This window comes from Serratia sp. 2C06 (genome assembly GCF_050037615.1).
GTDB lineage: Bacteria > Pseudomonadota > Gammaproteobacteria > Enterobacterales > Enterobacteriaceae > Serratia > Serratia ureilytica.
Genome location: NZ_CP188299.1, coordinates 2,926,387 through 2,953,003 on the forward strand (window position 1 = coordinate 2,926,387; position 26,617 = coordinate 2,953,003).

Annotated in this window: 24 protein-coding genes; 10 read left to right on the forward strand and 14 right to left on the reverse strand. The window is 58.5% G+C overall.

Going from position 1 to position 26,617, the window contains the following annotated elements; genetic code table 11:
• Window positions 1-37: 37 nt before the first annotated feature.
• The 5 genes from ssuB to ssuE are packed head-to-tail and all read right to left on the reverse strand — an operon-like array spanning window position 38 to window position 4,350.
• Window positions 38-811: an aliphatic sulfonates ABC transporter ATP-binding protein gene (gene ssuB, locus ACP3TA_RS14360; RefSeq protein WP_042784124.1), complete on the reverse strand. Its 774-nt coding sequence runs from the start codon at window positions 809-811 to the stop codon at window positions 38-40.
• A complete protein-coding gene (gene ssuC / locus ACP3TA_RS14365) occupies window positions 808-1,602 on the reverse strand; it encodes an aliphatic sulfonate ABC transporter permease SsuC (protein WP_033642581.1) in 795 nt (264 codons plus the stop codon). Before ssuC ends, ssuB begins: the two co-directional genes overlap by 4 nt.
• Window positions 1,603-1,613: 11 nt before the next feature.
• Window positions 1,614-2,762 carry an FMNH2-dependent alkanesulfonate monooxygenase gene (ssuD, locus tag ACP3TA_RS14370; protein WP_016928301.1) on the reverse strand — a complete coding sequence of 383 codons (1,149 nt, stop codon included), beginning with the start codon at window positions 2,760-2,762 and terminating at the stop codon, window positions 1,614-1,616.
• Between the two features lie 19 nt (window positions 2,763-2,781).
• Entirely contained in the window at window positions 2,782-3,747 is a 966-nt protein-coding gene (locus ACP3TA_RS14375; protein WP_033642582.1) for a sulfonate ABC transporter substrate-binding protein, read from the reverse strand.
• A 24-nt stretch (window positions 3,748-3,771) separates the two neighbouring features.
• Window positions 3,772-4,350, reverse strand: coding sequence for an NADPH-dependent FMN reductase (ssuE, locus tag ACP3TA_RS14380; RefSeq protein ID WP_033642583.1), 579 nt, complete (start codon window positions 4,348-4,350; stop codon window positions 3,772-3,774).
• 258 nt (window positions 4,351-4,608) lie between these two features.
• Here ssuE and pyrD point away from each other — a divergent pair, with 258 nt between their 5' ends.
• Complete coding sequence (gene pyrD, locus ACP3TA_RS14385; RefSeq protein WP_019454516.1) at window positions 4,609-5,619, forward strand: quinone-dependent dihydroorotate dehydrogenase; 1,011 nt, start codon at window positions 4,609-4,611, stop codon at window positions 5,617-5,619.
• 176 nt (window positions 5,620-5,795) lie between these two features.
• Window positions 5,796-6,344: a cell division protein ZapC gene (locus ACP3TA_RS14390; protein ID WP_004928171.1), complete on the forward strand. Its 549-nt coding sequence runs from the start codon at window positions 5,796-5,798 to the stop codon at window positions 6,342-6,344.
• A 6-nt stretch (window positions 6,345-6,350) separates the two neighbouring features.
• Here ACP3TA_RS14390 and ACP3TA_RS14395 read toward each other — a convergent pair whose 3' ends face one another.
• Window positions 6,351-7,454, reverse strand: coding sequence for a YcbX family protein (locus ACP3TA_RS14395; protein ID WP_197775714.1), 1,104 nt, complete (start codon window positions 7,452-7,454; stop codon window positions 6,351-6,353).
• Between the two features lie 103 nt (window positions 7,455-7,557).
• On the opposite strand from ACP3TA_RS14395, the gene rlmKL reads away from it, so the two are divergent.
• The 6 genes from rlmKL to rmf all read left to right on the forward strand — a co-directional run bounded on the left by rlmKL (window position 7,558) and on the right by rmf (window position 15,615).
• Window positions 7,558-9,684, forward strand: a complete 2,127-nt coding sequence (rlmKL, locus tag ACP3TA_RS14400) for a bifunctional 23S rRNA (guanine(2069)-N(7))-methyltransferase RlmK/23S rRNA (guanine(2445)-N(2))-methyltransferase RlmL (protein WP_089192583.1) — start codon at window positions 7,558-7,560, stop codon at window positions 9,682-9,684.
• Window positions 9,685-9,689: 5 nt separating this feature from the next.
• Window positions 9,690-11,594 (forward strand): ABC transporter ATP-binding protein, encoded by a 1,905-nt coding sequence (locus tag ACP3TA_RS14405; protein ID WP_033642586.1) that lies wholly within the window; start codon window positions 9,690-9,692, stop codon window positions 11,592-11,594.
• Window positions 11,595-11,670: 76 nt separating this feature from the next.
• The gene (gene pqiA / locus ACP3TA_RS14410) at window positions 11,671-12,984 is read left to right on the forward strand and encodes a membrane integrity-associated transporter subunit PqiA (protein ID WP_426784644.1); all 1,314 of its coding nucleotides are present in this window, start codon (window positions 11,671-11,673) and stop codon (window positions 12,982-12,984) included.
• The gene (pqiB, locus tag ACP3TA_RS14415) at window positions 12,971-14,617 is read left to right on the forward strand and encodes an intermembrane transport protein PqiB (RefSeq protein WP_033642587.1); all 1,647 of its coding nucleotides are present in this window, start codon (window positions 12,971-12,973) and stop codon (window positions 14,615-14,617) included. The genes pqiA and pqiB overlap by 14 nt, the downstream gene beginning before the upstream one ends.
• Complete coding sequence (pqiC, locus tag ACP3TA_RS14420) at window positions 14,614-15,174, forward strand: membrane integrity-associated transporter subunit PqiC (RefSeq protein ID WP_206196412.1); 561 nt, start codon at window positions 14,614-14,616, stop codon at window positions 15,172-15,174. The genes pqiB and pqiC overlap by 4 nt, the downstream gene beginning before the upstream one ends.
• A gap of 270 nt (window positions 15,175-15,444) precedes the next feature.
• Window positions 15,445-15,615 (forward strand): ribosome modulation factor, encoded by a 171-nt coding sequence (rmf, locus tag ACP3TA_RS14425; RefSeq protein ID WP_004928150.1) that lies wholly within the window; start codon window positions 15,445-15,447, stop codon window positions 15,613-15,615.
• Window positions 15,616-15,679: 64 nt separating this feature from the next.
• Here rmf and fabF read toward each other — a convergent pair whose 3' ends face one another.
• From fabF to ACP3TA_RS14445, 4 genes are all read right to left on the reverse strand, one after another.
• Window positions 15,680-16,957 carry a beta-ketoacyl-ACP synthase II gene (gene fabF, locus ACP3TA_RS14430; protein WP_060659699.1) on the reverse strand — a complete coding sequence of 426 codons (1,278 nt, stop codon included), beginning with the start codon at window positions 16,955-16,957 and terminating at the stop codon, window positions 15,680-15,682.
• Window positions 16,954-17,481: a winged helix-turn-helix transcriptional regulator gene (locus tag ACP3TA_RS14435; RefSeq protein ID WP_033642590.1), complete on the reverse strand. Its 528-nt coding sequence runs from the start codon at window positions 17,479-17,481 to the stop codon at window positions 16,954-16,956. Before ACP3TA_RS14435 ends, fabF begins: the two co-directional genes overlap by 4 nt.
• Before the next feature lie 466 nt (window positions 17,482-17,947).
• On the reverse strand, window positions 17,948-18,466 hold the full coding sequence (gene fabA, locus ACP3TA_RS14440; RefSeq protein ID WP_004928144.1) for a bifunctional 3-hydroxydecanoyl-ACP dehydratase/trans-2-decenoyl-ACP isomerase: 519 nt from the start codon (window positions 18,464-18,466) through the stop codon (window positions 17,948-17,950).
• 68 nt (window positions 18,467-18,534) lie between these two features.
• On the reverse strand, window positions 18,535-20,283 hold the full coding sequence (locus ACP3TA_RS14445; protein ID WP_206196411.1) for an AAA family ATPase: 1,749 nt from the start codon (window positions 20,281-20,283) through the stop codon (window positions 18,535-18,537).
• A gap of 210 nt (window positions 20,284-20,493) precedes the next feature.
• Here ACP3TA_RS14445 and matP point away from each other — a divergent pair, with 210 nt between their 5' ends.
• The gene (matP, locus tag ACP3TA_RS14450) at window positions 20,494-20,952 is read left to right on the forward strand and encodes a macrodomain Ter protein MatP (protein WP_033642591.1); all 459 of its coding nucleotides are present in this window, start codon (window positions 20,494-20,496) and stop codon (window positions 20,950-20,952) included.
• A 101-nt stretch (window positions 20,953-21,053) separates the two neighbouring features.
• On the opposite strand, the gene ompA is transcribed toward matP, so the two are convergent.
• Window positions 21,054-22,136 carry a porin OmpA gene (ompA, locus tag ACP3TA_RS14455; protein ID WP_033644244.1) on the reverse strand — a complete coding sequence of 361 codons (1,083 nt, stop codon included), beginning with the start codon at window positions 22,134-22,136 and terminating at the stop codon, window positions 21,054-21,056.
• A 356-nt stretch (window positions 22,137-22,492) separates the two neighbouring features.
• Window positions 22,493-22,999, reverse strand: a complete 507-nt coding sequence (sulA, locus tag ACP3TA_RS14460) for an SOS-induced cell division inhibitor SulA (protein ID WP_241440476.1) — start codon at window positions 22,997-22,999, stop codon at window positions 22,493-22,495.
• Between the two features lie 257 nt (window positions 23,000-23,256).
• On the opposite strand from sulA, the gene ACP3TA_RS14465 reads away from it, so the two are divergent.
• Window positions 23,257-23,913 (forward strand): TfoX/Sxy family DNA transformation protein, encoded by a 657-nt coding sequence (locus tag ACP3TA_RS14465; protein ID WP_046686788.1) that lies wholly within the window; start codon window positions 23,257-23,259, stop codon window positions 23,911-23,913.
• A 4-nt stretch (window positions 23,914-23,917) separates the two neighbouring features.
• Here ACP3TA_RS14465 and yccS read toward each other — a convergent pair whose 3' ends face one another.
• Complete coding sequence (gene yccS, locus ACP3TA_RS14470; RefSeq protein ID WP_103101158.1) at window positions 23,918-26,053, reverse strand: YccS family putative transporter; 2,136 nt, start codon at window positions 26,051-26,053, stop codon at window positions 23,918-23,920.
• Between the two features lie 26 nt (window positions 26,054-26,079).
• Window positions 26,080-26,532, reverse strand: a complete 453-nt coding sequence (locus ACP3TA_RS14475) for a YccF domain-containing protein (protein ID WP_025302313.1) — start codon at window positions 26,530-26,532, stop codon at window positions 26,080-26,082.
• Between the last annotated feature and the right edge of the window lie 85 nt (window positions 26,533-26,617).

Below are 26,617 nucleotides of genomic sequence, written 5' to 3' on the forward strand. Positions count from 1 at the left end.
TACCCAAAGGGACGGCCTGCGCCGTCCCTTTTTTCGTTCAATTCGCCGCCTGGCGTGGGCTGGCCGCGGTGACCGGCGGCGATAACACCCGCTCCAGCACTTCAGCTTCCAGTTCCGCCAGCCTGGCTGAACCCTTACGGCGTGGCCGCGGCAGATCGATGCTCAGATCCAGTCCGATGTGCCCCTCTTCAATCAGGATCACCCGATCCGCCAGCGCGATGGCTTCGCTGACGTCGTGCGTCACCAGCAGTACGGTAAAACCGTGCTGTTGCCACAGCGATTCTATCAGCCCTTGCATCTCGATGCGCGTCAGGGCATCCAGCGCCCCGAGCGGTTCGTCCAGCAGCAGCAGGCGGGGGCGGTGGATCAACGCGCGTGCCAGGGCGACCCGCTGCTTTTGTCCGCCGGACAGCGCCGCCGGCCAGTCGCGGGCGCGATCCGCCAAACCGACCGCGGCCAGCGCCTGCAGCGCCGCGTCGCGCCAGTGGCCGCGCAGCCCCAGACCCACGTTGTCGATCACCGTTTTCCACGGCAACAGGCGCGCATCCTGAAACATCAGCCGGGTATCCTCTTTGGCGGCGGCAAGCGGCGCATTGCCGCTGAGCAGCGCGCCGCTGCTGGCCTGTTCCAGGCCGGCCAACAGACGCAGCAGGGTGCTCTTGCCGCAGCCGCTGCGGCCGACCACCGCCACGAACTGCCCGGCAGAGATGCGTAGCTGAATGTTATCCAGCACGGTGCGGTTGCCGTAACGTTTGCCGATGGACTCCAGCGTCACCGGCGTGCCTTGCGCAAGGCGAGCGGGAAGGGTCATAGCGCTTCTCCCTGTTTCAGTTGATAGGCCGGATGCCAGCGCAGCCAGACGCGTTCCAGCAGTTGCGCGCCCACGTCTGCCAGCTTGCCGAGCAGGGCGTACAGCACGATCGCCACCACCACCACGTCGGTTTGCAGAAATTCACGCGCGTTCATCGCCAGATAACCGATGCCGGAGTTGGCCGAGATGGTTTCGGCGACGATCAGCGTCAACCACATGAACCCGAGGGCGAAACGCACGCCGACCATAATCGACGGCAACGCGCCCGGCAGCACTACCTGCGTGAACAGGCGAAAACCGCTCAGACCGTAGCTGCGCGCCATCTCCAGCAGGCCGCGATCGATGTTTTTGATGCCGTGATAGGTATTGAGATAAATCGGGAACAACGTGCCGAGCGCCACCAGAAAGATCTTGGCGGATTCATCGATGCCGAACCACAGGATCACCAGTGGGATTAGCGCCAGGTGCGGCACGTTGCGGATCATTTGCACCGAACTGTCCAACAGGCGTTCACCCCAGCGCGACAGCCCGGTAATAAAGCCGAGAATCAGTCCGATGCTGCCGCCGATGGCGAAGCCTAACAACGCGCGCTGGCTGCTGATGCTCAGGTGCTGCCACAGTTCGCCGCTTTGGCTCAGGCGCCAGAAGGCGGCCAGCACCGCACTCGGCGCCGGCAAAATGCGGTTGGACAGCCAGCCGGTTTCGACGGCGACTTGCCAGATGATCACCAGCGCCAGCGGCAGCGCCCAAGGGGCCAGCCGGTACAGGATGCGTTGCGCGTTCTTTGCCATCGGGGCGCTCCTCAGCTCTGCGACACTTTTTGCGGAACATAGATGTTGGCCACCACTTCGCCCTGCGGGCGCACCGGTTGAAGGCGCGCGGGCGTTTCCTCCTGCGCCAGATCGAGGTGCGGAAACAGCAGTTCGCCGACGCGGTAGGCCTCTTCCAGATGCGGATAACCGGAGAGAATAAAGGTGTCGATACCCAGATCGGCGTATTCCTGCATGCGCGCCGCGACCGTCGGGCCATCGCCCACCAGCGCGGTGCCGGCGCCGCCGCGCACCAGGCCGATGCCGGCCCACAGGTTCGGGCTGATCTCCAGATTATCCTTCTTGCCGCCGTGCAGCGCCGCCATGCGCCGTTGGCCGACGGAGTCGAAGCGGGCAAAGGCCTGCTGCGCGTTGGCGATGGTTTCCTCATCGAGGTGAGCGATCAGCCGATCGGCGGCGCGCCAGGCTTCTTCGGTGGTTTCCCGCACGATGACGTGCAGACGGATGCCGAAGCGTACCTGCCGGCCCTTCGCCGCCGCTTTGGCGCGCACCTCTTCGATCTTCTCTTTGACCTGTGCCGGCGGCTCTCCCCAGGTGAGGTACATTTCTACCTGCTCGGCGGCCAGATCCTGCGCGGCGGCGGAGGATCCGCCGAAATAGAGCGGCGGGCGCGGTTGCTGCACCGGCGGGAACAGCAGTTTGGCGCCTTTCACCTGAATATGCTTGCCGTGGAAATCGACGGTTTCACCTTCCAGCACCCTGCGCCAGATATGAGTGAACTCGGTCGAGGCTTCGTAACGCTCTTCATGACTGAGATGCAACCCCTCCGCCGCCAGCTCTTCTGGATCGCCGCCGGTGACCAGATTGAACAGGGCGCGGCCGTTGGACAGGCGATCCAGCGTCGCCGCCTGACGCGCCGCCAGCGTAGGGGAGATGATACCCGGCCGCAGCGCGACCAAAAATTTCAGCCGCTGGGTGACCGGGATCAGCGAGGCGGCCACCAGCCAGGAGTCTTCGCAAGAGCGACCGGTGGGGATCAGCACGCCGCCGAATCCCAGCCGGTCCGCCGCTTGGGCGATTTGTTGCAAGTAACCGTGATCGACGCTGCGAGCGCCCTGTGCGCTGCCAAGATAGTGGCCGTCGCCGTGGGTGGGTAAAAACCAGAAAACGTTCAGGCTCATCGTCAATGCTCTCCCGTATTTATTGCGCGCTTGGGCGCCAGATGCGTTGCGAGATGTCGACCTTCACCGGCACCAGCCGGTTGGCGTAAAACAGGTCGGCGGTTTGCTGCTGCGCGGCGATCGTATGCGCATCGAGCGGTGTGATGGCGGTCGGGGGACGGTGATCCAGATAGCTGGCGATCACCGGTTCCGGCAGCCCCATGGCGTTGGCCAGCAAGGTCACGCTTTGCGCCCGGTCGCTGCGGGTGAGCGCATCGGCCTGGGTCAGCACCGTCAGGACCTGGCTGATAAAGGCGCCATTGGCTTCGACATAAGGGCGCGCCGCCAGATAGAAGGAACCGGTCTGGTTCAGATCGGTGCCGTCGCCGAGCACCCGAACGCCGCCCTGCAGCAGCGCGGCGGAATAATAAGGATCCCAGATAGCCCAGGCATCGACGTTGCCCTGCTGGAATGCGGCGCGCGCATCGGCGGGGGTCAGGTAGGCAGGTTGGATATCCGTAAATTTCAGGCCGGCCTTTTGCAGCGATCGCAGCAGCAGGTTGTGTGAGCTGGATCCTTTCTGAAATGCGACCTTATGGCCTTTCAGATCGGCGACGGTTTTGATCGGGCTGTTTTCCGGCACCAGGATCACTTCCGCCTTCGGTTTGGGAGGCTCAACGCCGACATACAGCAGGTCCGCCCCGGCGGCCTGCGCGAAGATCGGCGGAATATCACCGGTGCTGCCCAGATCGATGCTGCCGACGTTCAAGGCTTCCAGCATCTGCGGGCCGGCGGGAAATTCAATCCAACTGATGCGGGTGGCGGGGAAGCGCTCCTCCAGCAGCCGGTGGCTTTTCGCCAGCACCAGACTCACCGATCCTTTCTGGTAACCGATGCGAAATTGCGCCGGATCCTGCGCGACGGCGGCGTTGGCCCAGACCAGCGACAGCAGGCCGGTGAAGGCCGCTGCGTTCAGCCAACGTCGCAAAGCGTTGCGTTGTTTCATTCAGGCTCTCCTTTTCCAGGCATTTCAGGCGGTTTGACGCGCCGTCAGCGGCGAGGCGACGCGCAGCGCGGGCGGTTTGCGGCGCCCAAGCGCCAGATAGAAACTGGCGAGCGCTTCTTCCAACCGGGCGGCCACGGCGTCGGTGAGCGTGGCGCTTTCGCCGGTCAGCTGGATCTGACTGTCGTCGGCGAACACGCCGTGCAGCACCTCTTGCGCTTTGAGCGCCGCCAGCACCGGTTTCAGCGCATAGTCCACCGCCAGCATGTGACCGACAGAACCGCCGGTCGCCAGCGGCAGCACCACTTTATGGTCCAGCGCGCGTTCCGGCAGCAGGTCCAGCAGGGTTTTCAGCGCGCCGGAGAACGACGCTTTATAAACCGGTGTGGAAATCAGCAGGCCGTCGGCCTGCGCCAGCTGGTCGGCAAACGCCTTGATCGCCGGACTGTTGAAGTTGGCGTACAGCAGATCTTCGGCATCGAAGTCGTGCAGGGTATAGGCCGTCACCTCCACCCCTTGTTGCCGCAGCCAGTTCTGACTCAGCGAGAGCAGCGCGGCGGAACGTGATGGGATGCGTGGGCTACCGGCCAGTGATATAACGCGCATTGCCACTCCTTATAACTAAAAGTTAGGTTTAATTAGAAAATTAATGGGAAGTGTTTTAAACCTACCAGCAACCGGGCGCGTTTTTTAAATCTCATTTTTTGATTTGGATATGCGTAAAAGCGGATTGGCGCCGATTTGGCGATGAAGAGGGAAAACGATTGCGTAAAAACGGCTTTTTTTGCCTTTAATCAATTCCAATTAGGCGGGGGATACCGGATAATACGCCCCCGGTTTGCAACCGGGAAATCAGGAGAGTCCATGTACTACCCCCTCATCAGGAAAGCGTTGTTCCAGCTCGATCCGGAGCGCGCGCACGAAGTGACCTTTCGTCAGCTCAGCCGTATTACCGGCACCCCATTAGCGTTTCTTGTCCGTCAGTCCGTGCCGACCAAACCGGTCAGCTGCATGGGGCTGTCGTTTAAAAACCCGCTGGGATTGGCCGCCGGTCTGGATAAAAACGGCGAATGCATCGATGCGTTCGGCGCGATGGGCTTCGGCCATGTGGAAGTCGGCACCGTGACGCCGCGTCCGCAACCGGGCAACGACAAGCCGCGCTTGTTCCGCGTGGTTGAGGCGGAAGGCCTGATTAACCGCATGGGGTTCAATAACCATGGTGTGGACAATCTGGTTGAAAACGTTAAGAAATCCCATTTCGGCGGCATTCTTGGGATCAATATCGGCAAGAATAAAGACACGCCGGTCGAGCAGGGCAAAGACGATTATTTGATCTGCATGGATAAAGTTTATCCGTATGCCGGATATATCGCGATTAACATCTCTTCACCGAATACGCCGGGGTTACGATCCTTACAGTATGGCGAAGCGTTGGACGATCTTTTGGCTGCGATTAAAAATAAGCAGCAGGAATTACATGCGCGCCATCACAAATATGTGCCGGTGGCGGTAAAGATCGCGCCGGATCTTTCTGAAGAAGAATTGATCCAAATTGCCGATAGCCTGGTGCGGCATAATATCGATGGCGTGATCGCCACCAATACCACGTTGGATCGAAAATTGATCCAAGGGCTGAATTACTGCGAACAAGCGGGCGGGTTAAGTGGGCGTCCGTTGCAATCACGCAGCACCGAAGTGATCCGTCGCCTCTCCACCGAACTGCAAGGGCGTCTGCCGATTATCGGCGTAGGCGGCATCGATTCGCTGACGGCGGCGCGCGAAAAAATGGAGGCCGGCGCGAGCCTGCTGCAAATTTATTCCGGATTTATCTATCACGGCCCGCGTTTGATTAAAGATATCGTTACCCATATCTAATATTTTTCCTCTCATTTTATTCCGGGGGTTTATTTCTGCCCCCGGCTCGTCTATATTTTGTTCGTTAGCTTAAATATCGTTCGCGGAATTATCCGATGTTTAAGCTATTTCATCGGTGATAAAATCGCCTTTTAGGGTGAGTGCGGCGTTGGCATGGGCAGCGAGAAGGATACGAAATGAAGATAAAACCTGACGATAATTGGCGTTGGTATTTTGATGCCGAACACGATCGGCTAATGCTGGATTTAGCTAATGGTATGATCTTTCGTTCACGTTTCCCGGCCAAAATGTTAACGCCGGACGCCTTCGATGAATGCGCTTTTTGCGTGGATGACGCCGCCCTTTATTTCACCTATGAAGAACAGTGCAAGCAGGTCAAGCTGAGCCATGAACAGCGCGCCGAGCTGGTGTTGAATGCGCTGGTCGCCTACCGCTTCCTGAAACCGCTGATGCCGAAGAGCTGGCATTTCTCGCAGCAGCACTACCCGTTGCAGCCGAAAAACGGCGAGCTGGCGGCGGTGAAAGTGATGGAAAGCGGCGCGGAAGCGCGCCTGCTGGTGGTGGAGGCCGGGGATAACGCCAGCCTGTGCCTGCTGGCGCAAAATCAGCTGACGGTCGCCGGCCGCACCATGGTCTTGGGCGACGCTATCAAGGTGATGCACGATCGGCTGAAACCTTGCGCGCAGGATGAAAGCGCCGCCCCGGCTTACGACAGGGCGGTATAAGGCGGATTACGCCAACGTCAAATCAGTTTTCGGGATGCAGCTGCAGCACAGGATGGTGCCGTTGTCGCCCAGCGCGCTTTTCTTCAGGGGCGCGACTTCACCGCTCAGCAATGTAATGCGGCAGCTGCCGCAAATCCCGGCGCGGCACGAGTAAGGCACGCGAATGCCTTGCTGTTCCAGTTGTTCGAGCAGGATCTGCTGGTTATTGCCGGTAAATACCTTTCCTTCATATTCGATCGTGACGCTGTGCGCGCTGTCCTGCGGCGCCTGCACGCTCTCCACCACTTTACCTGCGCCATAAGGGCGCGGCGGCTTGGTTGACAAGACTTCCACCGTATCGCCCACGCGAATGATGCCGCTGTTGCGCGCGATCATATTCTGGCCGAAATCGATGTCGCCGTTGTCGGCGGAGCGGAATTTTTGCAGCGTGCTGAGCGGTTCGCCGCTCGGGTGCTTGCGGCCACGCTCGGTGCTGACGGTGGTGAGCACGCAGCGGCTGCAGGGTTTCACCAGATCGAACATCACGTCGCCGACGCGGATCACCTGCCAGCCGTCTTCAGCCCAGGCGGTAGCGCCGCTCACCACCAGATTGGGGCGGAACTGTTCCAGCTTGATGCTGCCGGGGCAACGCTGCTGCAGGTCGTTGAACGAGGCTTGGTTAATCAGCAGATAAGGGTAGCCGTCGGCAAACGTCAGCGGGATTTCAGGGTGTTTCTTGACCCGGCGGGTCAGCTCCGGCCCCAGCCAGCGCAGCTGCACGTCGCGCTGGAAATAGCCGCTCAGCCAGCCGTTGATCTCATCCGGCGCGATCAGCGCGGTGAAATGGTTGCCCCACACCTCGGTCGGCTGCGGCGTGGCTGCGAAGTCGCTGAAGCGAATGGCGGCGCTTTCACCGTCCGGCGCGGTCAGAAACAGCCCGTCCGGCAACAGCGCCGGCGTGAACAACACCATCTGCGGATATTGGCGCGCGGTAATAAAGGTGCCGTCCGGTTCGGTGATCATAAAGTTGCGGTCAAAGGCCAGACCGCTGCTGCCGACCTGGGCGTAGGAAAGCTGCAAGCCGCGCAGTGATTTAACCGGATGGACGTAGAGTCTGGAAAGCGTGATCACCCTTATCTCCGTGCGATGATTAAATAGAAGGGAGCAACTTTATGACAAGCGGTGCGGATTAGCTATAATGCGCAACAATTTTCTTTTTGGTGATAAGTACGATATGAACTCTCTGTTTGCCAGCACGGCGCGTGGATTGGAAGAACTGTTAAAAAGCGAGCTGGAAACGCTTGGCGCTCACGACTGCAAAGTGGTGCAGGGCGGGGTACATTTTCAGGGTGACGATCGTCTTCTGTACCAAAGCCTGCTGTGGAGCCGCCTGGCTTCGCGCATTTTGTTGCCGCTGAACGAATTCCGCGTGCACAGCGACCTGGATCTGTACCTCGGCGTGCAGGCGATTGACTGGCCGAGCATTTTTGGCGTGGATAAAACCTTCGCCGTGCATTTCAGCGGCGTGAACGAAGAGATCCGCAACAGCCAGTATGGCGCGCTGAAGGTGAAAGACGCCATCGTTGACAGCTTCACCCGTAAGCTCGACCAACGCCCGACGGTTGCCAAACAGCAGCCGGACATTCGCGTTAACGTCTTCCTGCAACGCGATATGGCCAGCGTGGCGCTCGATCTGAGCGGCGAAGGCCTGCACCAGCGCGGCTACCGCGATCTCACCGGCCAGGCGCCGTTGAAGGAAAACCTGGCGGCCGCCATCGTGTTGCGTTCCGGCTGGCAGCCGGGCACGCCGATGCTCGATCCGATGTGCGGCTCCGGCACGCTGTTGATCGAAGCGGCGATGATCGCCGCCGATCGCGCGCCGGGCCTGCACCGTCAACACTGGGGCTTCAGCGCCTGGAATGGTCACAACGCCGAACTGTGGCGTGAAGTCACCACCGAAGCGCAGGTGCGCGCGCGTCGCGGCCTGCAGGAAACTACCTCTCGCTTCTTCGGTTCCGATATCGATCGTCGGGTGATTGAGATGGCGCGCGGCAACGCCCGCCGCGCCGGCGTCGCCGAGCTGATCACCTTCAACGTCGGCGACGTCGCGCGCTTGACCAACCCGCTGCCGGAAGGCCCGCACGGCACGGTGATCAGCAACCCGCCGTACGGCGAGCGTCTGGAAAGCGAACCGGCGCTGATCGCGCTGCACAACATGCTGGGGCGCGTGATGAAAAGCGCCTTCGGCGGTTGGCAGCTGTCGCTGTTCAGCGCCTCGCCGGAGCTGTTGAGCTGCCTGCAGCTGCGCGCCGAGCGCCAGTTTAAGGCGAAGAACGGCCCGCTGGAGTGCGTGCAGAAAAACTATCAGCTGGCGGCAAGCCCGGCCGGCAATGCTACCGGCGGCGTGCAGGTGGCGGAAGATTTCGCCAACCGTCTGCGCAAGAATTTGAAGAAGCTCGACAAGTGGGCGAAGCAACAAGGCATCGAATGCTACCGCCTGTACGATGCCGATCTGCCAGAATACAACGTCGCGGTGGACCGTTACGGCAGCAAGGTGGTGGTGCAGGAGTATGCGCCGCCGAAAACCGTCGATGCGCAGAAGGCGCGTCAGCGCCTGTTCGATGTGATCAACGCGACGCTGGCGGTGCTGGAATTGCCGTCGAATCAGCTGATCCTGAAAACCCGCGAGCGGCAGAAGGGCAAAAACCAGTACGAGAAACTGGCGCAGAAGGGCGAGTTCTTGCTGGTGGAAGAGTATAACGCCAAGCTGTGGGTCAACCTGACCGACTATCTCGATACCGGCCTGTTCCTCGATCACCGCATTGCGCGCCGTATGCTGGGCGAGATGAGCGGCGGCAAGGACTTCCTCAACCTGTTCGCCTATACCGGCACCGCCAGCGTGCATGCCGGGCTGGGCGGCGCGCGCAGCACCACCACGGTGGACATGTCGCGCACCTACCTGGAATGGGCGGAGAAGAACCTGCGCGCCAACGGCCTGACCGGCCGCCAGCATCGGCTGATCCAGGCCGACTGCCTGTCGTGGCTGAGCAATGCCAATGAACAGTTCGACGTGATCTTCATCGATCCGCCGACGTTCTCCAACTCCAAGCGGATGGAGAACACCTTTGACGTGCAGCGCGATCACCTGGCGCTGATGAAAGATTTGAAACGGTTGCTGCGCCGCAACGGGACCATCATGTTCTCGAACAACAAGCGCGGTTTCCAAATGGATATGGCAGGGCTGAGTGCGCTGGGCCTGGAGGCGAAAGAGATCACCGCCAAGACGCTGTCGCAGGATTTTGCCCGTAACCGTCAGATCCACAACTGCTGGCTGGTGACTCACGCCGGCGAAGGAAAATAATTACTATGTCGTTAATCAGCATGTCCGGCGCCTGGCTCTCTTTCAGCGATGCGCCATTGTTAGACAACACCGAAATTCATATCGAAGACAACGAGCGCGTGTGTCTGGTCGGGCGCAACGGCGCCGGCAAATCCACGCTGCTGAAAATCCTCGGCAAAGAGATCCCGCTGGACGACGGCCGGGTGATCTACGAACAGGATCTGATCGTGGCGCGTCTGCAACAGGATCCGCCGCGCAATATCGGCGGCAGCGTGTTCGATTTCGTGGCGGAAGGCGTCGCGGAGCAGGCGGAACACCTGAAGGCCTATCACGCGATCTCTCACCTGGTGGAAAGCGATCCGAGCGAGAAAAACCTGGCGCGCATGGCGCAAATCATGGAGATCCTCGATCACCAGGGGCTGTGGCAGCTCGACAGCCGCATCAGCGAAGTGCTGCTGCAGCTGGGGCTGAACGGCGACGCCGAGCTTTCCTCGCTGTCCGGCGGCTGGCTGCGCAAAGCGGCGCTGGGCCGCGCGCTGGTGAGCTCGCCGCGCGTGTTGTTGCTCGACGAACCGACCAACCACCTGGATATCGAAACCATCGACTGGCTGGAAGGTTTCCTGAAAGAGTTCGACGGCAGCATCGTCTTCATCTCGCACGACCGTTCGTTTATCCGCAACATGGCGACGCGCATCGTCGATCTGGATCGCGGCAAGCTGGTTTCCTGGCCGGGTAACTACGATCTGTACCTGCAGAGCAAAGAAGAAGCGCTGCGGGTGGAAGAGCTGCAAAACGCCGAGTTCGACCGCAAGCTGGCGCAGGAAGAGGTCTGGATCCGTCAGGGCATCAAGGCGCGCCGCACCCGCAACGAGGGCCGCGTGCGCGCGCTGAAGGCGCTGCGCGTCGAGCGTTCAGAGCGCCGTGAAGTGATGGGCACCGCCAAGATGCAGGTGGAAGAGGCGACCCGCTCCGGCAAAATCGTATTCGAGCTGGAAGACGTCAATTATCAGGTTGGCGAAAAGGTGCTGGTACGCGGTTTCTCCGCCCAGGTGCAGCGCGGCGACAAGATTGCGTTGGTGGGGCCGAACGGCTGCGGCAAAACCACGCTGCTGAAACTGATGCTCGGTCAGCTGAAAGCCGACAGCGGCCGCGTGCACTGCGGCACCAAGCTGGAAGTGGCCTATTTCGACCAGCACCGCGCCGATCTCGATCCGGAGCGCACGGTGATGGACAACCTGGCGGAAGGCAAGCAGGAAGTGATGGTCAACGGCCGTCCTCGCCACGTGCTGGGCTACCTGCAGGACTTCCTGTTCCACCCGAAACGCGCGATGACGCCGGTGAAGGCGCTGTCGGGCGGTGAGCGTAACCGCTTGCTGTTGGCTAAGCTGTTTCTGAAACCGAGCAATCTGCTGATCCTCGATGAACCAACCAACGATCTCGACGTCGAAACGCTGGAGCTGCTGGAAGAGCTGATCGACGGCTATCAGGGCACCGTGCTGCTGGTAAGCCACGATCGTCAGTTCGTCGACAACTCGGTGACCGAGTGCTGGATCTTCGAAGGCAATGGCGTGATCAACGCCTTCGTCGGCGGTTACTACGATGCGCATCACCAGCGCGCGACAGCGAAACCGATTCGTCAGGCGGCGCCGAGCGCGAGCAAACCGGCGGCGGAGAAAAAGGCCGAACAGCCGAAGAAAGCGACGGCCAAGCTGAGTTACAACCTGCTGCGCGAACTGGAACAGCTGCCGCAGCGGCTCGAACAGCTGGAAGCGGAAATCGAAGCGCTGCAGGCGCAGATGAGCGATGCCGACTTCTTCACGCGGCCGCACAGCGAAACGCAAGAAGTGCTGACGGCGTTGGCTAACGCCGAGCAGGCGCTCGAGCAGGCCTTCGCCCGCTGGGAAGAGCTGGAAGCGATGAAAAACGGCTGACCGTTGCGATACCGCCCGCGCGCTGCTGCGGGCGGTATCGACGTGCCGGTGAGCAACGTTATTTAGGAGGAATATGGTGTGTTCCCACAACAATCATCAGCAGCATAGTCATTCCGCACCCTCGGCGGCGCAGCAGGATAACCTGATGCTGTGCCCGCAGTGCGACATGCTGGTGGCGCTGCCGCCGCTGGCCTATGGCAGCAAAGCGGTATGCCCGCGCTGCAAAACCACGCTCAGCGCCCGCTGGGACGAGCCGCGCAAGCGGCCGATCGGTTACGCGCTCAGCGCCTTGTTCATGCTGGTGCTGGCCAACATTTTCCCGTTTATCAACATGCGCGTCGCCGGCCTCGGCAACGAAATCCGGCTGATCCAAATCCCGGAAGTCATGGTGGCGGAAGACTACGCCAGCATGGCCACCTTGTTTATGGTGTTCGTGCAGCTGATCCCGGCGTTTTGCATGGTGGCGATCATCCTGCTGTGCGCCAGGGTGCGCTTGCCGCTGGGTCTCAAAGAGTGGATGGCCCGGGTGCTGTTCCAGTTCAAGACCTGGTGCATGGTGGAAATTTTCCTCGCCGGGGTGCTGGTCAGCTTCGTCAAGCTGATGGCCTACGGCGACATCGGCATCGGCAGCAGCTTCGTGCCTTACTGCCTGTTCTGTCTGCTGCAGGTGCGCGCTTTCCAGTGCGTGGATCGGCGCTGGCTGTGGCAGGATATCGAACCGGCGCCGCGGCTTAATCGCCCGCTGACGGTGGGGCGCACCGGCATGCGCCAGGGCGTGCGCTCCTGCGCGTGCTGCACGGCGATCCTGCCGGCCGATCAGGTGCGCTGCCCGCGCTGCCACACCAAGGGCTACGTGCGTCGCCGCCACAGCCTGCAGTGGACGCAGGCGCTGCTGGTGACCTCTGTCATGCTGTATATTCCGGCCAACCTGATGCCCATCATGGTGACCGAGGCGCTGGGTAACAAGATGAATTCCACCATCATGGCGGGGGTGATCCTGCTGTGGGGGGACGGCTCTTATCCGGTAGCGATGGTGATTTTCATCGCCAGTATCATGGTGCCGTCGCTGAAAATGTTGGCGATCGGTTGGCTGTGCTGGGATGCGAACGGCAGGAAGAAACCGCGCGCCGACAGCGAGCGTATGCATCTGATTTATGAAGTGGTCGAATTCGTTGGTCGTTGGTCAATGATCGACGTGTTTGTGATCGCCGTGTTGTCGGCGTTGGTGCGAATGGGGCAGTTGATGAGCATTTATCCCGCGACGGGCGCCGTGCTGTTCGCGCTGGTGGTGATCCTCACCATGTTCGCCGCCATGACATTTGATCCCCGGCTGACCTGGGATCGCGCAAGTGAAACAATAAACAAGGAGCCGCAAGGTGACGGAAAATAATCATAGCGTCGCGGACGTCGAGAAGATCAAACGCTGGTCGCCGGTGTGGATCATTCCCATCGTGACCGCGCTGATCGGCGCCTGGATCCTGTTTTACCACTTCAGCCATCAGGGGCCGGTGGTGACGCTGGTGACCACGACGGCGGAAGGGCTGGAAGCGGGTAAAACCAAAATCAAAAGCCGCAGCGTTGACGTCGGCGTGGTGGAAACCGTCACGTTGAGCGATGACCTGAGCAAGGTGATGGTGCAGGCGCGTCTCAATTCCGGCATGGAGAAATTGCTGCGCCAGGATTCCGCCTTCTGGGTGGTGAAGCCGCAGATCGGCCGTGAAGGCGTCTCCGGGCTGGGCACGCTGCTCTCCGGCGCCTATATCGAACTGCAGCCGGGCAACAAAGGCAAAGACGGCAAAGACAACTATCAACTGCTCGATGCGCCGCCGCTGGCCTCTCCGGACGCCAAAGGGTTGCGCATCGTGCTGGACAGCGAGAAGTCAGGCCAGCTCAACGCCGGCGATCCGGTGCTGTTCCGCGGCTATCGCGTCGGGTCGGTGGAAACCAGCTACTTCGATCCTAAAGAGCGCGCCATGCGCTATCAGCTGTTCATCACTGCGCCTTACGATCAGTTGGTCACCACCAACGTGCGCTTCTGGAAAGACAGCGGCGTGGCGTTTGACATGTCGGCACAGGGCATGCGGGTGGAGATGGGCTCGTTGACCACGCTGTTCAGCGGCGGCGTCAGCTTCGATGTGCCGGACGGCTGGGATCGCGGTGAACAGGCGAAAGAGAAAGCGGAGTACCGGCTGTTCGACAACCAGCGCAGCACGCAGGATTCGCTGTATACCGTGCATAAAGACTACCTGCTGTTCTTCTCCGATTCGGTACGCGGCCTGCAGCCGGGCGCGCCGGTCGAGTTCCGCGGCATCCGTCTGGGGACGGTGGCGCAGGTGCCGTTCTATAAAGACGGCATGGCGCAGCGTCTGGATAACGACTACCGCATTCCGGTGCTGATCCGCATCGAGCCGGATCGCTTCCAGAAACAGCTGGGCGGCAACTTCGATATTGAAGGGCACTTGAAAGATGCGGAATCCCGCGGCATGCGCGCCTCGATGAAGTCCGCCAACCTGCTGACCGGTTCGCTGTACATCGATCTCGACTTCTATCCGCAGGAAAAACCGTGGAAAGGGCCGCGCGAGCTGTTCGGTTATCCGCTGATGCCGACCACCAGCGGCGGTCTGGCGCAGATCCAGCAGAAGCTGATGCAGACGTTGGATAAGATTAATTCGATGCCGATCAATCCGATGATCAGCGAAGCGACCAAGACGCTGGCGGAAAGCCAGAAAACCATGAAGTCGACGCAGCAGACCATGAAGTCGTTGAACGACATCATCGCCAGCAAAGAGATGCAGGCGCTGCCGCAGGACATGCAGAAAACGCTGCTGGAGCTGAACCGCAGCATGAAAGGGTTCCAGCCTGGTTCACCGGCTTACAACAAGATGGTGGGCGACATGCAGCGTCTCGATCAGGTCTTGCGTGAGCTGCAACCGGTGTTGCGCACCCTGAATGAGAAGAGCAACGCGCTGGTGTTTGAAGCCGCCGGCAGCAATGACCCTCAGCCGAAGAAGGCCACGAAATGATGAAATGGATCCCGGTAGCCCTGGCGCTGTTGCTCAGCGCCTGCAGCAGTTCGCCACAGAAGACTTACTATCAGTTGCCGGCGCTGGGCGCGCCGGCCGCGGCCGGCAGCAGCGGCGCCTCCACGCGCCAGCTGTGGCTGGAGCACGTGAGCGTGGCGGATTATCTGGCGCAGAGCGGCGTGGTGTATCAGACCAACGACGTGCAGTATGTGATAGCCCAGAACAACCTGTGGGCCAGCCCGCTCGATCAGCAGCTGCAGCAAACGCTGGTCACCAACCTCAGCAGCGCGCTGCCGGGGTGGGTGGTCTCTTCGCAGCCGATGAGCAGCGAGCAGGATGTGCTGAACGTGACCATCAGCGGCTTCCACGGCCGCTTTGACGGGAAAGCGATCATTCGCGGCGAGTGGGTGCTGAACCGCCAGGGGCGTTTGATCAAAAGGCCTTTCAGCCTGGAGCTGAAACAGGGTGAAGACGGCTATGATGCCCTGGTGCGCACTCTGGCGCAGGGGTGGCAGCAGGAAGCCCAGGCTATCGCAGCACAGATGGGCGGCATTTAGTCATAATTTGGTCTAAAATCGTCTAATCCCTGTCGGCGTGAAAAGTCGTTTTTTCTCGCTGGCAGGGATTTCTATTTCATTTCAATTGGTTAACTCCTTCCTCTGCAGATCAGCCACTTAGCATTTTCCTCGGGCGTAGCTCACAAATATGACATTGGCGTGAATTTTGCGCATTGATCTTCTCTTCTTTTAGCGCTATTGATTACTCGTGGCTGCGCAAAAAGCAGCCATTGTTTTCTTTCCACCAGACCAAAATGAGGGAAACGAGGCATGAAGAGACAGAAACGCGATCGTCTGGAAAGGGCGCATTCGAGAGGGTATCAGGCAGGTATTTTAGGGCGTTCCAGGGAACATTGTCCCTACCAATCATCAGTGGACGCCCGGTCTCAATGGCTGGGAGGTTGGCGAGAAGCCATGGAAGACAGGGCTGTGACCGCTTAAGCGGCTCCCTGTCAAATAAAAGGAATAACCTCCGCCCCTTGGCGGAGGTTTTTGTTTCAGGCGCTTATTCATCCCGCCAGCGTTTCAACAAAATACTCGCATTCACGCCGCCAAAGCCGAAGCCGTTTGATAAGGCGTAGGTCATGTCCATCGATTCCGCCTGTTTCGCGACCAGATGCAAACCTGCCGCCGCCGGATCGGGGTTATCCAGATTTAGCGTGGCAGGGGCTATCTGATCGCGCAGAGCCAAGGCGGTAAAGATGGTTTCCAGCCCGCCCGCGGCGCCCAGCAGGTGCCCCGTCGCTGATTTTGTTGAGGTCACGGCGACAGTCCCGGCCGTGCCAAACAGGTGTTTGATGGCGTTGATTTCGCCCAAATCCCCTACGGGTGTCGACGTCGCGTGAGCATTTAAATGCTGTACCTCCTCGGGAACGACGTTCGCCTGCTTCAACGCGATTTTCATCGCCCGATAGGCGCCGTTGCCGTCTTCAGCGCCGGATGTCATATGGTAGGCGTCGCCGCTGGTGCCGTAGCCGACGATTTCCGCGAGCGGGGTGGCGCCGCGCGCCAGTGCGTGTTCCAGCGTTTCAATGACCAGCATGCCGGCGCCTTCCCCCATGACAAATCCGTCCCGGGCGCTATCGAAGGGCCGAGAGGCCTGTTGCGCCAATTCGGCCGGAGCGGTGGACATGGCGCGCGCGGCGGCGAACCCGCCCAGGCTGACGGTATCTATAGCGGCTTCGGTACCGCCGCACACGGCGATATCGGCTTCATCATTGCGGATCATACGCACTGCGTCGCCAATGGCTTGCACGCCGGCGGCACAGGCGGTGACCGGCGCGCCAATCGGCCCTTTGAAGTGGTGTTTGATTGAAACGTGGCCGGCCGCCAGATTGACCAGGAATGAGGGGATGGTGAACGGCGACAGCCGCTTGGCGCCGCGGCTGTCGGTTGTGCGCACCGCCTGGGCAATCGCCGGGAAACCGCCAATACCCGAGGCAATGACGGTGGCTGTGCGCTCTTGTTTTTCGTCCGTATCGGCTATCCAGCCGGCCTGACGAATGGCTTCGTCCGCCGCCGCCATAGCAAACAGGATAAAGCGGTCCATTTTCTTTTGGTCCTTGGGGGCGACGGAGGCGTCGGGGTTGAAGCCCGCTTCAGCATCCTGCGCCAGCGCCGGGACCTGTCCTCCGACCTTGACCGGTAAATCTGCAACGATCTCGTCAGGCAACGCTCGAATGCCGGATTCTCCTTTTAACAAACGTTGCCAGATGGCTTCAACACCGCACCCTAGCGGTGAAACGGCGCCCATGCCGGTAATGACGATACGACGATTGCTCATGATGGCTCCTTGGTAAATTCGGGTAAGTCGGCGAGGCGCCGCTGCCGCATCAGTTCGGCGCGTTGATGTATGCCGTCGCTTGCCGCCGGCCCTGGCGCCAGCGTAATGAACTGCGGCGGCACCGGCTGTTGGGTATCACGATTGACCAACTGGACTTGGATCGGCCGATCGTTGCGTCCGTCGACCAATAGGGCGCTGACGTCCCCGTCGGTCAGATGATTGTTGCCCCATTGTGAGAGCGCCGCCAACACCGGGAGAAAATCGTTGCCGCGCTCAGTAAGCAGGTAGTGATAGCGCACCGGCCGCGTTTGATAACGTTCTTTATACAGAATGCCGTGGGCCACCAAATCCTTCAGGCGACGCGCCAGTAGCGTGGGTGACATCCCCAGACTTTGTTGGAATTCGTCGAACCGGGACAGCCCCTGAAAAGCATCGCGAAGGATCAGGATGCTCCACCATTCCCCCACGCGATCCAATGCACGCGCTACGGGGCAAGGCGCGTCGCTAAAGCGGGTTTTTTGCATACCTTTCTCACTAAGTACAATAATTGTAGTTACTATGCTAGTCATGTTAGAGGATCTTGAGGGGCAAGAGAATAACCGGATGCAAAAAAACCGCTATCGCACTGATGCGGGTATTGAGGGAGGCCGCCTTTCAGGCTGCCTGTTGCTTTGGCCGCTTCGGGTAAGCATAGGGCAGAGAGCGGTGGGGGAAGGCATTTCGGTGTCGGGCGATGAAATAAGGAGCACCCAGCGTCAATGCCAGCGTGATGCGATATTTCATATCGCCCGATAGCGCATCTTCGCTATCGGCCCTAACCCTCTTTGATGAGAACTGAATAATAAGATGATGCTAACGGCGGTTAAAAAGAGGGGCGGGAGTCTTTGAAAGGCCGGGAAAGGATAAGAGAAAGAAATGCCATCACGTCGAACATGACGGCATGCGAAGAACGTTAGAGAGAAGGCAGTGGCCGCCTTCTCGTCAGCGTGATTAGAACGCGGTGGTATCTTTGAACAGGCCCACTTTCAGATCGGTGGCGGTATAGATCACTTCACCGTCAACCAGCACTTCGCCATCGGCGACGCCCATGATCAGCTTGCGGGTGATGACGCGTTTGAAGTTAATACGATAGGTTACCTTTTTCGCGGTCGGCAGCACCTGGCCGGTGAACTTGACTTCACCGACGCCCAGCGCGCGGCCTTTGCCTTCGCCACCGAGCCAACCGAGGTAGAAACCGACCAGCTGCCACATCGCATCCAGGCCCAGGCAGCCCGGCATGACCGGATCGCCGATAAAGTGGCAACCGAAGAACCATAGGTCCGGATTAATATCCAGCTCCGCTTCCACATAACCTTTGTTGTGAGTCCCGCCGTCTTCGGTCATTTTGACCACGCGGTCCATCATCAACATGTTACCCGCCGGCAACGGCGGGCCACCGGCGCCGAACAGCTCGCCGCGGCCGGATGCTTCGAGGTCTTCTTTCGTATAGGAATCGCGTTTATCTACCATGTTCTCAGTAAGCCTTATTTTAATGAAGGACGCAGGTTAGCTAACACGTGTACGCTGAACAAGTCCGATCAGCCGTGGTTGAACCAGTTGAGCCAGCGTAGCGGCCATGGACGACGGCGTTCCTGCAGGCTCACCTGCGCAATCCGTTCCTGAATGGCCGCCAACAAATTCGGCTGTTGTTCGTCAGAGTAGAGGCAACCGGTGAGCAAAGGCAAGGCTTCCGCCGCGCTCTCTACCGCCCACAGGTGGAATTGTCCCTCGCGCACTGCGTCAACGACATCCTGACGCAGGCACAGGTGGCGCACGTTGGTCACGGGCAGTATGACGCCCTGTTTGCCCGTCAGGCCGCGGCGTAAACAAACCTCGAAGAAACCTTCGACCTTTTCGTTAACGCCCCCTATCGGCTGTACGTTGCCGAATTGGTCAACGGAGCCGGTGACGGCGATCTGTTGTGTGATCGGCTGCTGTGACAGGGCGCTGATCAGGGCGCACAGTTCAGCCAGCGAGGCGCTGTCGCCGTCCACTTCACCGTAAGATTGTTCAAAAACGATCGAGGCGGAGAAGGGCAGCTGCTGATCCAGGTCCAGTTCGGCGATCACGAACGCTTGCATGATCATCATACCTTTAGCGTGCAGGTTGCCGCCCAGCTCGGCCTTGCGTTCGACGTCGGTAAATTCGCCGTCGCCGAGATGCACAACGCAACTGATGCGCGACGGTTCGCCGAAGCTGCGTGGGTGGCCGGGATAATCCAGGACTGACAGGCCGTTGATTTGCCCAACCACTTCACCCTCGGTCTCGATCAGGATCTGACCCAGTTCGATCTCATCCTGCATACGCTCGGCGAGATAGCTTTCACGCCATTCGCGGGCATTCAATGCCGCTTCAAACGCTTTGGCCGTAATGCGGTCTTCTTCGGCGTACAGTGCAGCTTCGGACAACTGCTGCCCAAGCCAAACCGGTGAGAGTGGCAGGATGCCCTGATCGCCACTATAACGCACCGCCTGAACGATCAGCGGCAGCCAGGCATCGGCCGCCAACATCGGTAACTGCCGCTCGGCGATCACACCGTTGACGTAGCCGCACCACTGCGCCATATCATCAACTTCAGTCAGTTGCAGATCGTCTTCATATTCGCCATAGACCGCTTGTTCACTCAGTTCTGGCTCGATATCGTGGAAATCGGCCAGGCCGTGGCGGTCGCCGACCACAATCAGCCGCAGATCCAGCGGCATCGGCGGAATAGCAACCGGCAGCGGGCGGGTTTCGTCAGGCGAAACCCAATGGAACTGACGCTGGCCGATCATTTGCTTCAACCGCAGCCATAGCAACGGCTGGGCCAGCAGCGCCCGGGCTGACAGGATCAGAATACCGCCGTTGGCCTGGTGCACCAGACCGGGCTGCAGAGTGATGTCGCCATTGTGGATCCGTACGCAACCAAACAGCTGCTCCGGTTCAATCCACTCTTGGAACACGCAAGCACCGCCGGCAGCGAAAGGTTCATCGCCATGGCTGGCAGGCTCTACGCTGACCTTGCCATCCTGAATGACATAGTGGCTGCCGCGGCATGCCGTGTTTTGCGGCGGCAGTGGTTTGACGGCGTTAGCGATCAGTTCCAGGTATTCTCGCGTTTCTTGCGCTTTCAACAGCATGAATCGCGGTGGCGATTGGGGGTGACAAAATAGCGTCAGGGCATTTTCCAGCCGAGGCTGAATGGCGGAAAAGGGCACGGGTGCCAACTGAGCGGCGGTATCAAATATCGCCTGATAAGGCGTTACGTCCGGCAATAAAGATTGCCATTCAAGTCGGTTATTGGTCAAAGTGTTAGATGCAATCGTTAAAAAGGGAAAGGGCGATTATACAAGAATAACGGCAGCTTGATACATGTGGAGTGCCAGTTGGCATCAGGGAGTTTGACATCGCGCGATGACTGTGCAAAAAACAGTCTAAAAGACGGCTTAATTGCCGGGGAAATTCGGCGTAAAGCTGTTATGCTTATTTGAAGTTACGCGGTCACTGAAGAGCTCAAGATGAAATATCAGCAACTGGAAAATCTGGAGAGCGGTTGGAAATGGAAGTACCTGGTGAAGAAGCACCGGGAAGGGGAACTCATTACCCGCTACATTGAAAACAGCGCTGCTCAGGAAGCGGTTAACGAGCTGCTGAAACTGGAAAATGAGCCGGTAAAGGTACTTGCATGGATTGCCGCTCATATGAATCCGGATCTGGATAACCGGATGAAACAAACGATCCGCGCCCGCCGCAAACGTCATTTTAACGCAGAACACCAGCATACGCGTAAAAAATCTATCGATCTGGAGTTTTTGGTTTGGCAACGTTTGGCTGCCCTGGCGCGTCGTCGCGGCGTGACGCTGTCGGAAACCGTCGTGCAGCTTATCGAAGATGCTGAGCGCAAAGAGAAGTATGCGAATCAGATGTCGTCGTTGAAAGAAGACCTGAAGGCGATTCTCGGCAAAGAACCTAAATAAACGGGGCAGAGCGCCTTCGTTGCACCAGGCCTTGAATGCTCTGACAAAAACAGGACGAAAAAAAACCCCGCATTGCGGGGTTTTTTATTAGGCGAGTAAACTTAGCCCTGAGGCTGAGTTACAACGTCTTTGATACCTTTAACTTCGATCTCTACGCGACGATCTGGTGCCAGGCAAGCGATCTGAGCTTTGGTAGCGCGGCCAGATTTGTAGCCACAGGTGTTGCCAGTAACTGGCTCTGCTTCACCCATACCACGTGCAGAGATTTTGTCTGACGGGATGCCTTTGGAGACCAGGTAGTCAACAACGCTCTGTGCGCGTTTTTCAGACAGTTTCTGGTTGTACTGGTCAGAACCAACGGCGTCGGTGTAACCCAGAACCACTACGGAACCGTCTTTAGGATCCATGGAGCTCAGTTGGGTATACAGCTGATCCAGAGCCTGCTGGCCTTCTGCTTTCAGAGTAGACTTGTTGAAGTTGAACAGCACGTCAGACTTCAGAGTGAAACGCTTGGTTTCAACAACTGGAGCCGGAGCTGGAGCTGGAGCAACTGGAGCAACTACGTCATCCTGACCGAAGCGGTAAGAAACGCCCAGGCTCAGCATTGTGTTGTCTGGACGCGCGCCAACGGTACCTGCGTCACCGATGTTGCTTACGAACTGGTAGTCCAGGCGAGTAGCCCAGTTTTTGGTCAGTGCGTATTCAACACCAACAGCAGCCAGCGGAGAAACGCCGGTGTCGTGGTCGCTCAGACGCTGACCAGTACGGCCGTAGTTCGCTTTGGAGTCTGCGCGCCATACCATACCACCCAGACGAGTGTAGATGTCCAGATCGTCAGCAATTGGGTAGCTCAGTTTAGCGGCCAGTTGAACGCCCTGCGCTTTGAAAGCACCGTTGTTCACGCTGCCTTTGTAAGGCATGCGGCCCAGCCAGTCATAGCCCAGTTCGAAGCCCAGATATTGGTTTGCCTGGTAGCCCAGGAACGCGCCTGCACCCAGCTGATCTTTATGGGTTGGGCCATTGCCGATACCGTTCTGGTAACCGTTACCGTAGAAACCAGTGTCGTGGTACTGGGACCAGCCCAGTTTAGCACCGGTGTACCAGGTGTTATCTTTTGGAGCGGCTTGCGCTACGGTAGCGAAACCTGCCAGTGCCACTGCTAATGCGATAGCTGTCTTTTTCATTTTGCGCCTCGTTATCATCCAAATAGGCAATGAGCTTTAAAGCTGTTTAAGCCCTTGGTTAAATTCCTTCGCCAAGGTTTAAGCCCTCGTTTGTTACTCGCCAGTTTTTCTGACGTTATAGAGCAACCTTGGCGATGTAAAGTCTACAACGTGGCGCGAAAGTTACAAGTGTGATGTGATAAGGCTCTAAAAAAAAACGCAGAATCGTACATATTTGCTAACATTCTCCGCTCAAAAAAGCGGCGATCAACAGGGCGTTTTTCCTTGCCGAACCGCGGCCGGACTAGCTTTTTGCCTTATCCCGCAAAGGTTCCCTTTACGGGGTGCGAAAATGATGGGAAAAATCCTAAATTTACTTAATGATACAAAGAAGAGTGAATTTTTAGGGTAGAACACTGTCCGTGAGTCGGGCTAATGTCACGTTGTGGACGCATGATAAACCCGTATGCGTTACCCAATTCTGCCGCTCGTCTTAATTTTAGACGATCCCCCTCCGTTAGCTCGGGCAACCAGCCGAGAACCACGCTGTAATTCCCCGTTTGCAGCGCTTTTTCCATTGCCTCAACCGTATTCACCGGGCTGATCTGGCTCAATTGCACCACTTTATCCACCGGCAGGCCGGATTGCTGCAGCCACTGTTTGCTTAATTTTTGCTGCGGCGTGAGCCACAGAAGCCAGCGAGACTGCTTGCCCAGTTGCTGCAGCAGGGGCAACAGCAATTGAGCCACTGCGGGCTGGCGCTCGTTGTAAACAAGTTCACTGATCAAGCCATTCTCTTTGCCGACATCCGTGTTCTTCGCAACATTGCGCGTTGTATAAGAGCCATGGCCGAAATGAGGTTGGTAGAGTGATTGAGTACGCATAAAGTTCCCGCCCGTCGTGTTACTGTATGTTTATACAGTATCCCTGATTTAGGATAAGATCAACCCAAATTTTCGTAGCGGCTCGCATAATTGCGATCATTTTTTGTACCGATGGTTTTTGTGATTGGCAGGCGGGCGGATAGTGCGTATTTTTCTAATTAGTTGTTCACGTTACTTTTTTCATTGATGAGAGAAATAATACGGCCAGAACCTAAAGGCCAGAACCTAAAGGCCAGAACCTAAAAAGGAGGAACGCTATGAAAAGGATGTCGACGAGAAGAATCGCGCAGGCTAAAAATTGCTTTGCGGCATTGGGGGCCATCACGACTCGGTCGCAGTTCGGCGGTTACGGTCTGCTGGCTGAGGGCGTCATGTTTGCGGTGATAGCGGAGGGGGAGCTGTATTTGCGGGCTACGGCAAGCATGGAACCCGCCTTTCGCGCCCGCGGAATGGTCAATATGGTCTATTCCAAACGCGGTGTGCCCATTACCTTGCGCTATTACTGGGTTGACGAGTCGCTGTGGCGGGAACGCAACGAGCTGGTGGGGCTGGCCTGGCAGGCTGTCAGGGAGGCGCGCCGGGAGCAGCGGCTTAAGGCTGGCGATCATGGCCGACTGAAGGCATTGCCGAATATTGACGTCAATATGGAACGTCTGCTGTGGCGAGCGGGCATTCGCAACGCGTATGACCTACGGCTGCATGGCGCCAAACGCAGCTATCTCCGTTTATTGAAACAGCAGACTAATTTGGGGCTACGAGTGCTGCTGTCGCTGGGCGGGGCGATAGCCGGTTATCATCAGGCGGCGTTGCCGGCCGAATTACGCAGCGAGCTAGTGCGTTGGTTCGATCATACGATGGCGATGCGCCGCCATGGGCATGAGCCGGTTATTCAGGGCCCATCGATCGGGCCCTGAATAGTTAGGCTGCCTTATTGATTTGGGCATGCAGCGCGGTGAGCTCCGGCAGCAGCTCGAGCACCAATCCCACCTGCTGCAAGACCAATTGTTCTTTGCTTTCAGGTTCCGGAACGGCTTTGCTGATGCGCTCCGCCAGCTGTTCCAACGCCTGCGCAATGCGCTGGCTGTTCCGTTCTTCCTGATGCAGGGCGCCGTCCACGTAACACACGGCGTCATTGAGCAGATCGAGCGTGGCCGGGGTGTTAAGCCGCTCGCGGTGCGCCCCCAATGCGGAGATATAGCTCAGGAGCGTGTGGTTCAGACAGAGCAAGCGGAAGGCGGCTTCCTGCAGCGCTTTGTCGGCCTTGGGATCGGCTGACATGTTGGAGATGACCGAAGCCAGTTCCGCATCGCTGTTATGGGCATCTCGTCGTGCAATGCGGTAAGCGAGGCCGTTATCCTTACCTTGATGATATTGCACCAAAATGGCGTCCAGATAGCGGCAGTTGGCATTCAGCGTTTTATCCACCACCGCCGGCAGTTGGCGGAACTTCCAGTCCGGCCAGATGAAGCTGACCGCCGCCCAGGCGATGGCGCAACCCAATAAGGTATCGTAAACGCGCGGGGCGGCCACTTCGAAACCTTCACCCAACAGGTTAAAGCACAGCAACACAAGCAGCGTGATGAACATCGTTGCATGGGCATACTGTACGGTGCGAAAAGCGAAGAACAAGACACCGGTGATGACGATCAACACCAGTTGCCCTTCTACGGAAGGCACGAAATAGAGGATTGGCAGGCCGATCAGGATACCTGCCAGAGTGCCGATGATGCGCAGTGCCAGGCGCCGGCGGGTGGCGTTGTAGTTCGGTTGGCAGACGAACAGGCTGGTCAGCAGGATCCAGTAACCGTGCTGCATACCGGTGAACTGGATAAAGGCGTAACCGACGCACAGCACCGCCGACATGCGGATCGCATGGCGGAACAGGGCCGACTGCGGCGTTAAATGGCGGCTGATGCGCAGCCGGATGTCGCTCCAACCGGTTAAGCGATCGTCGGCCAGGCTGTTCTCTTCCGCTTGTCCGCTCGCCAGCGTTTGCTCGGACTCGATATTGGCCAACTGCGCATCTATCGCATGCAGGTTTTTCAGCAGATGCGCCAGCGCCCTGGTCTGTTCGCTATTGCCCTGGGTTTCGGCGATGCGTGCCAAGGCCTCCTGAATGCGGCTGAAAGCCGGCTCAAAACGCGGGTTGTGCTGGTATTTTTGCCGCAGCAGGATCGATTGTGCCAGCTGGCGGCAGGCGCGCGCCTGCATGCTCAGCAAACGCTGGAAGCGGAATAAAATATCGCTGTGACGGAATTGCCGGCTGAGCGCGTGGTACTGAACGTGGGAAGAGCTGGCGCGTTCGTGGATATCCTGCGCGACAAAATAGTAGTGCAAGGTGCGGCGGGTGCCGCGCTGGCCGCGATCGCCTTTCAGGCGCGTCAGCAGCGAGGCTTTGGTCTGGTTGAGTAACGCGACCAACGCGCTGTTGGCCATCGCGACATCCATCCATGGCAGGTCGGCGGCGCGTTCGGCGTCGGGATCGAACAGATTGGCCTTGGCATCCAGATAGTTGGCCAGTTGATCGTAACAGCGCGCCAGGTTCTCTTGCAGCGGCCGGATCGGGAACAGCAGGTGGCCCGCCAGCGTCAGCAAGTTGTACCACAATGCACCGATCACCAGCAGCAGCGGTTGCTGATACCAGGCATCGTACATGGAAGTGCCGAGCATGGTGTAAACCGCGATCAGCAGCGCACCGAAGGCGATGGTGGCGTAACGTTGCCCCAAGGCGCCCAGCAGGATAAAACCGCAGGTCGAGGTGGTTAAGCCAAGCGCGAACAACCAAGGGTAGGGAAACAGCAGCTCAATCGAGGCGGAAGCAATAAAGAAGCATACCAACGTGATCAGCAGATTGCGTAATCTGCCGGCCAGGCGGTCGTCCAAATCAGTCAGGGCGGCTGCCACCACGCCCAGCGTTAACGGGATAGTCAGCTTGGGAATGCCGAGCCACCAGGGAACGGCGGTGGTGCCGATCAGCGCAATGAGGATGCGCAAGTGATACAGCAGATTGCTGTTGTAAGTATAACGACGAACTGCGGGTGCAAAAGAGAGCACGAAAAACTCCTCAAACGGAGAAAAAATTAACGCTGTTGATAGTGGCGGCGAGCATTCTCAATACGGGCTTGCTGAGCCATTTCTACCGAGACGACGCGGCGTCCCACCGGCCACAGCGCGATGGCGGCTATTTTGAAATTGGCGATGCCGACCGGAATGCCGATGATTGAAACGCATTGCACGATACCGGCGGCAATGTGTGACAGACACAGCCACCAGCCGAACAGCACCAGCCAGATAATGTTGAGCAGCGAGCCGCCGGCGGAGAGCAGCGCATTGCTTTTTTCCGGATACAGTTCATCGACGTGTATCGCTTCGTTGCCGAACGGCACCAGCGACAGCTTGGTGATTTCCCAACAGGAGCGGGTAAGCGGCAGTGTGATGACAAGCAGCACGCTGAACACCGTAGCAATAAGCCAGCCTAGCGTGGTGAAGAAACCGCCCAACACAAAATTAAGAATATTCAGTACAGTACGCATAGACGTCATTCTGCTCTAATGATAGCCAAACCGCGATGCGGGCGTATTCACGATAAAAACGCAAAATCTATTCTACCCTTTTTTT

Coding starts and splice junctions, on each gene's coding strand:
- pqiC (WP_206196412.1), top strand. CDS start 14,614: ATGATGAAATGGATCCCGGTAGCCCTGGCGCTGTTGCTCAGCGCCTGC.
- ssuE (WP_033642583.1), bottom strand. CDS start 4,350: ATGCGCGTTATATCACTGGCCGGTAGCCCACGCATCCCATCACGTTCC.
- rlmKL (WP_089192583.1), top strand. CDS start 7,558: ATGAACTCTCTGTTTGCCAGCACGGCGCGTGGATTGGAAGAACTGTTA.
- fabA (WP_004928144.1), bottom strand. CDS start 18,466: ATGGTAGATAAACGCGATTCCTATACGAAAGAAGACCTCGAAGCATCC.
- ssuD (WP_016928301.1), bottom strand. CDS start 2,762: ATGAGCCTGAACGTTTTCTGGTTTTTACCCACCCACGGCGACGGCCAC.
- ssuB (WP_042784124.1), bottom strand. CDS start 811: ATGACCCTTCCCGCTCGCCTTGCGCAAGGCACGCCGGTGACGCTGGAG.
- ACP3TA_RS14390 (WP_004928171.1), top strand. CDS start 5,796: ATGAAGATAAAACCTGACGATAATTGGCGTTGGTATTTTGATGCCGAA.
- ompA (WP_033644244.1), bottom strand. CDS start 22,136: ATGAAAAAGACAGCTATCGCATTAGCAGTGGCACTGGCAGGTTTCGCT.
- ssuC (WP_033642581.1), bottom strand. CDS start 1,602: ATGGCAAAGAACGCGCAACGCATCCTGTACCGGCTGGCCCCTTGGGCG.
- fabF (WP_060659699.1), bottom strand. CDS start 16,957: ATGAGCAATCGTCGTATCGTCATTACCGGCATGGGCGCCGTTTCACCG.
- ACP3TA_RS14475 (WP_025302313.1), bottom strand. CDS start 26,532: ATGCGTACTGTACTGAATATTCTTAATTTTGTGTTGGGCGGTTTCTTC.
- pyrD (WP_019454516.1), top strand. CDS start 4,609: ATGTACTACCCCCTCATCAGGAAAGCGTTGTTCCAGCTCGATCCGGAG.
- ACP3TA_RS14405 (WP_033642586.1), top strand. CDS start 9,690: ATGTCGTTAATCAGCATGTCCGGCGCCTGGCTCTCTTTCAGCGATGCG.
- rmf (WP_004928150.1), top strand. CDS start 15,445: ATGAAGAGACAGAAACGCGATCGTCTGGAAAGGGCGCATTCGAGAGGG.
- matP (WP_033642591.1), top strand. CDS start 20,494: ATGAAATATCAGCAACTGGAAAATCTGGAGAGCGGTTGGAAATGGAAG.
- ACP3TA_RS14375 (WP_033642582.1), bottom strand. CDS start 3,747: ATGAAACAACGCAACGCTTTGCGACGTTGGCTGAACGCAGCGGCCTTC.
- sulA (WP_241440476.1), bottom strand. CDS start 22,999: ATGCGTACTCAATCACTCTACCAACCTCATTTCGGCCATGGCTCTTAT.
- ACP3TA_RS14465 (WP_046686788.1), top strand. CDS start 23,257: ATGAAAAGGATGTCGACGAGAAGAATCGCGCAGGCTAAAAATTGCTTT.
- ACP3TA_RS14435 (WP_033642590.1), bottom strand. CDS start 17,481: ATGCAAAAAACCCGCTTTAGCGACGCGCCTTGCCCCGTAGCGCGTGCA.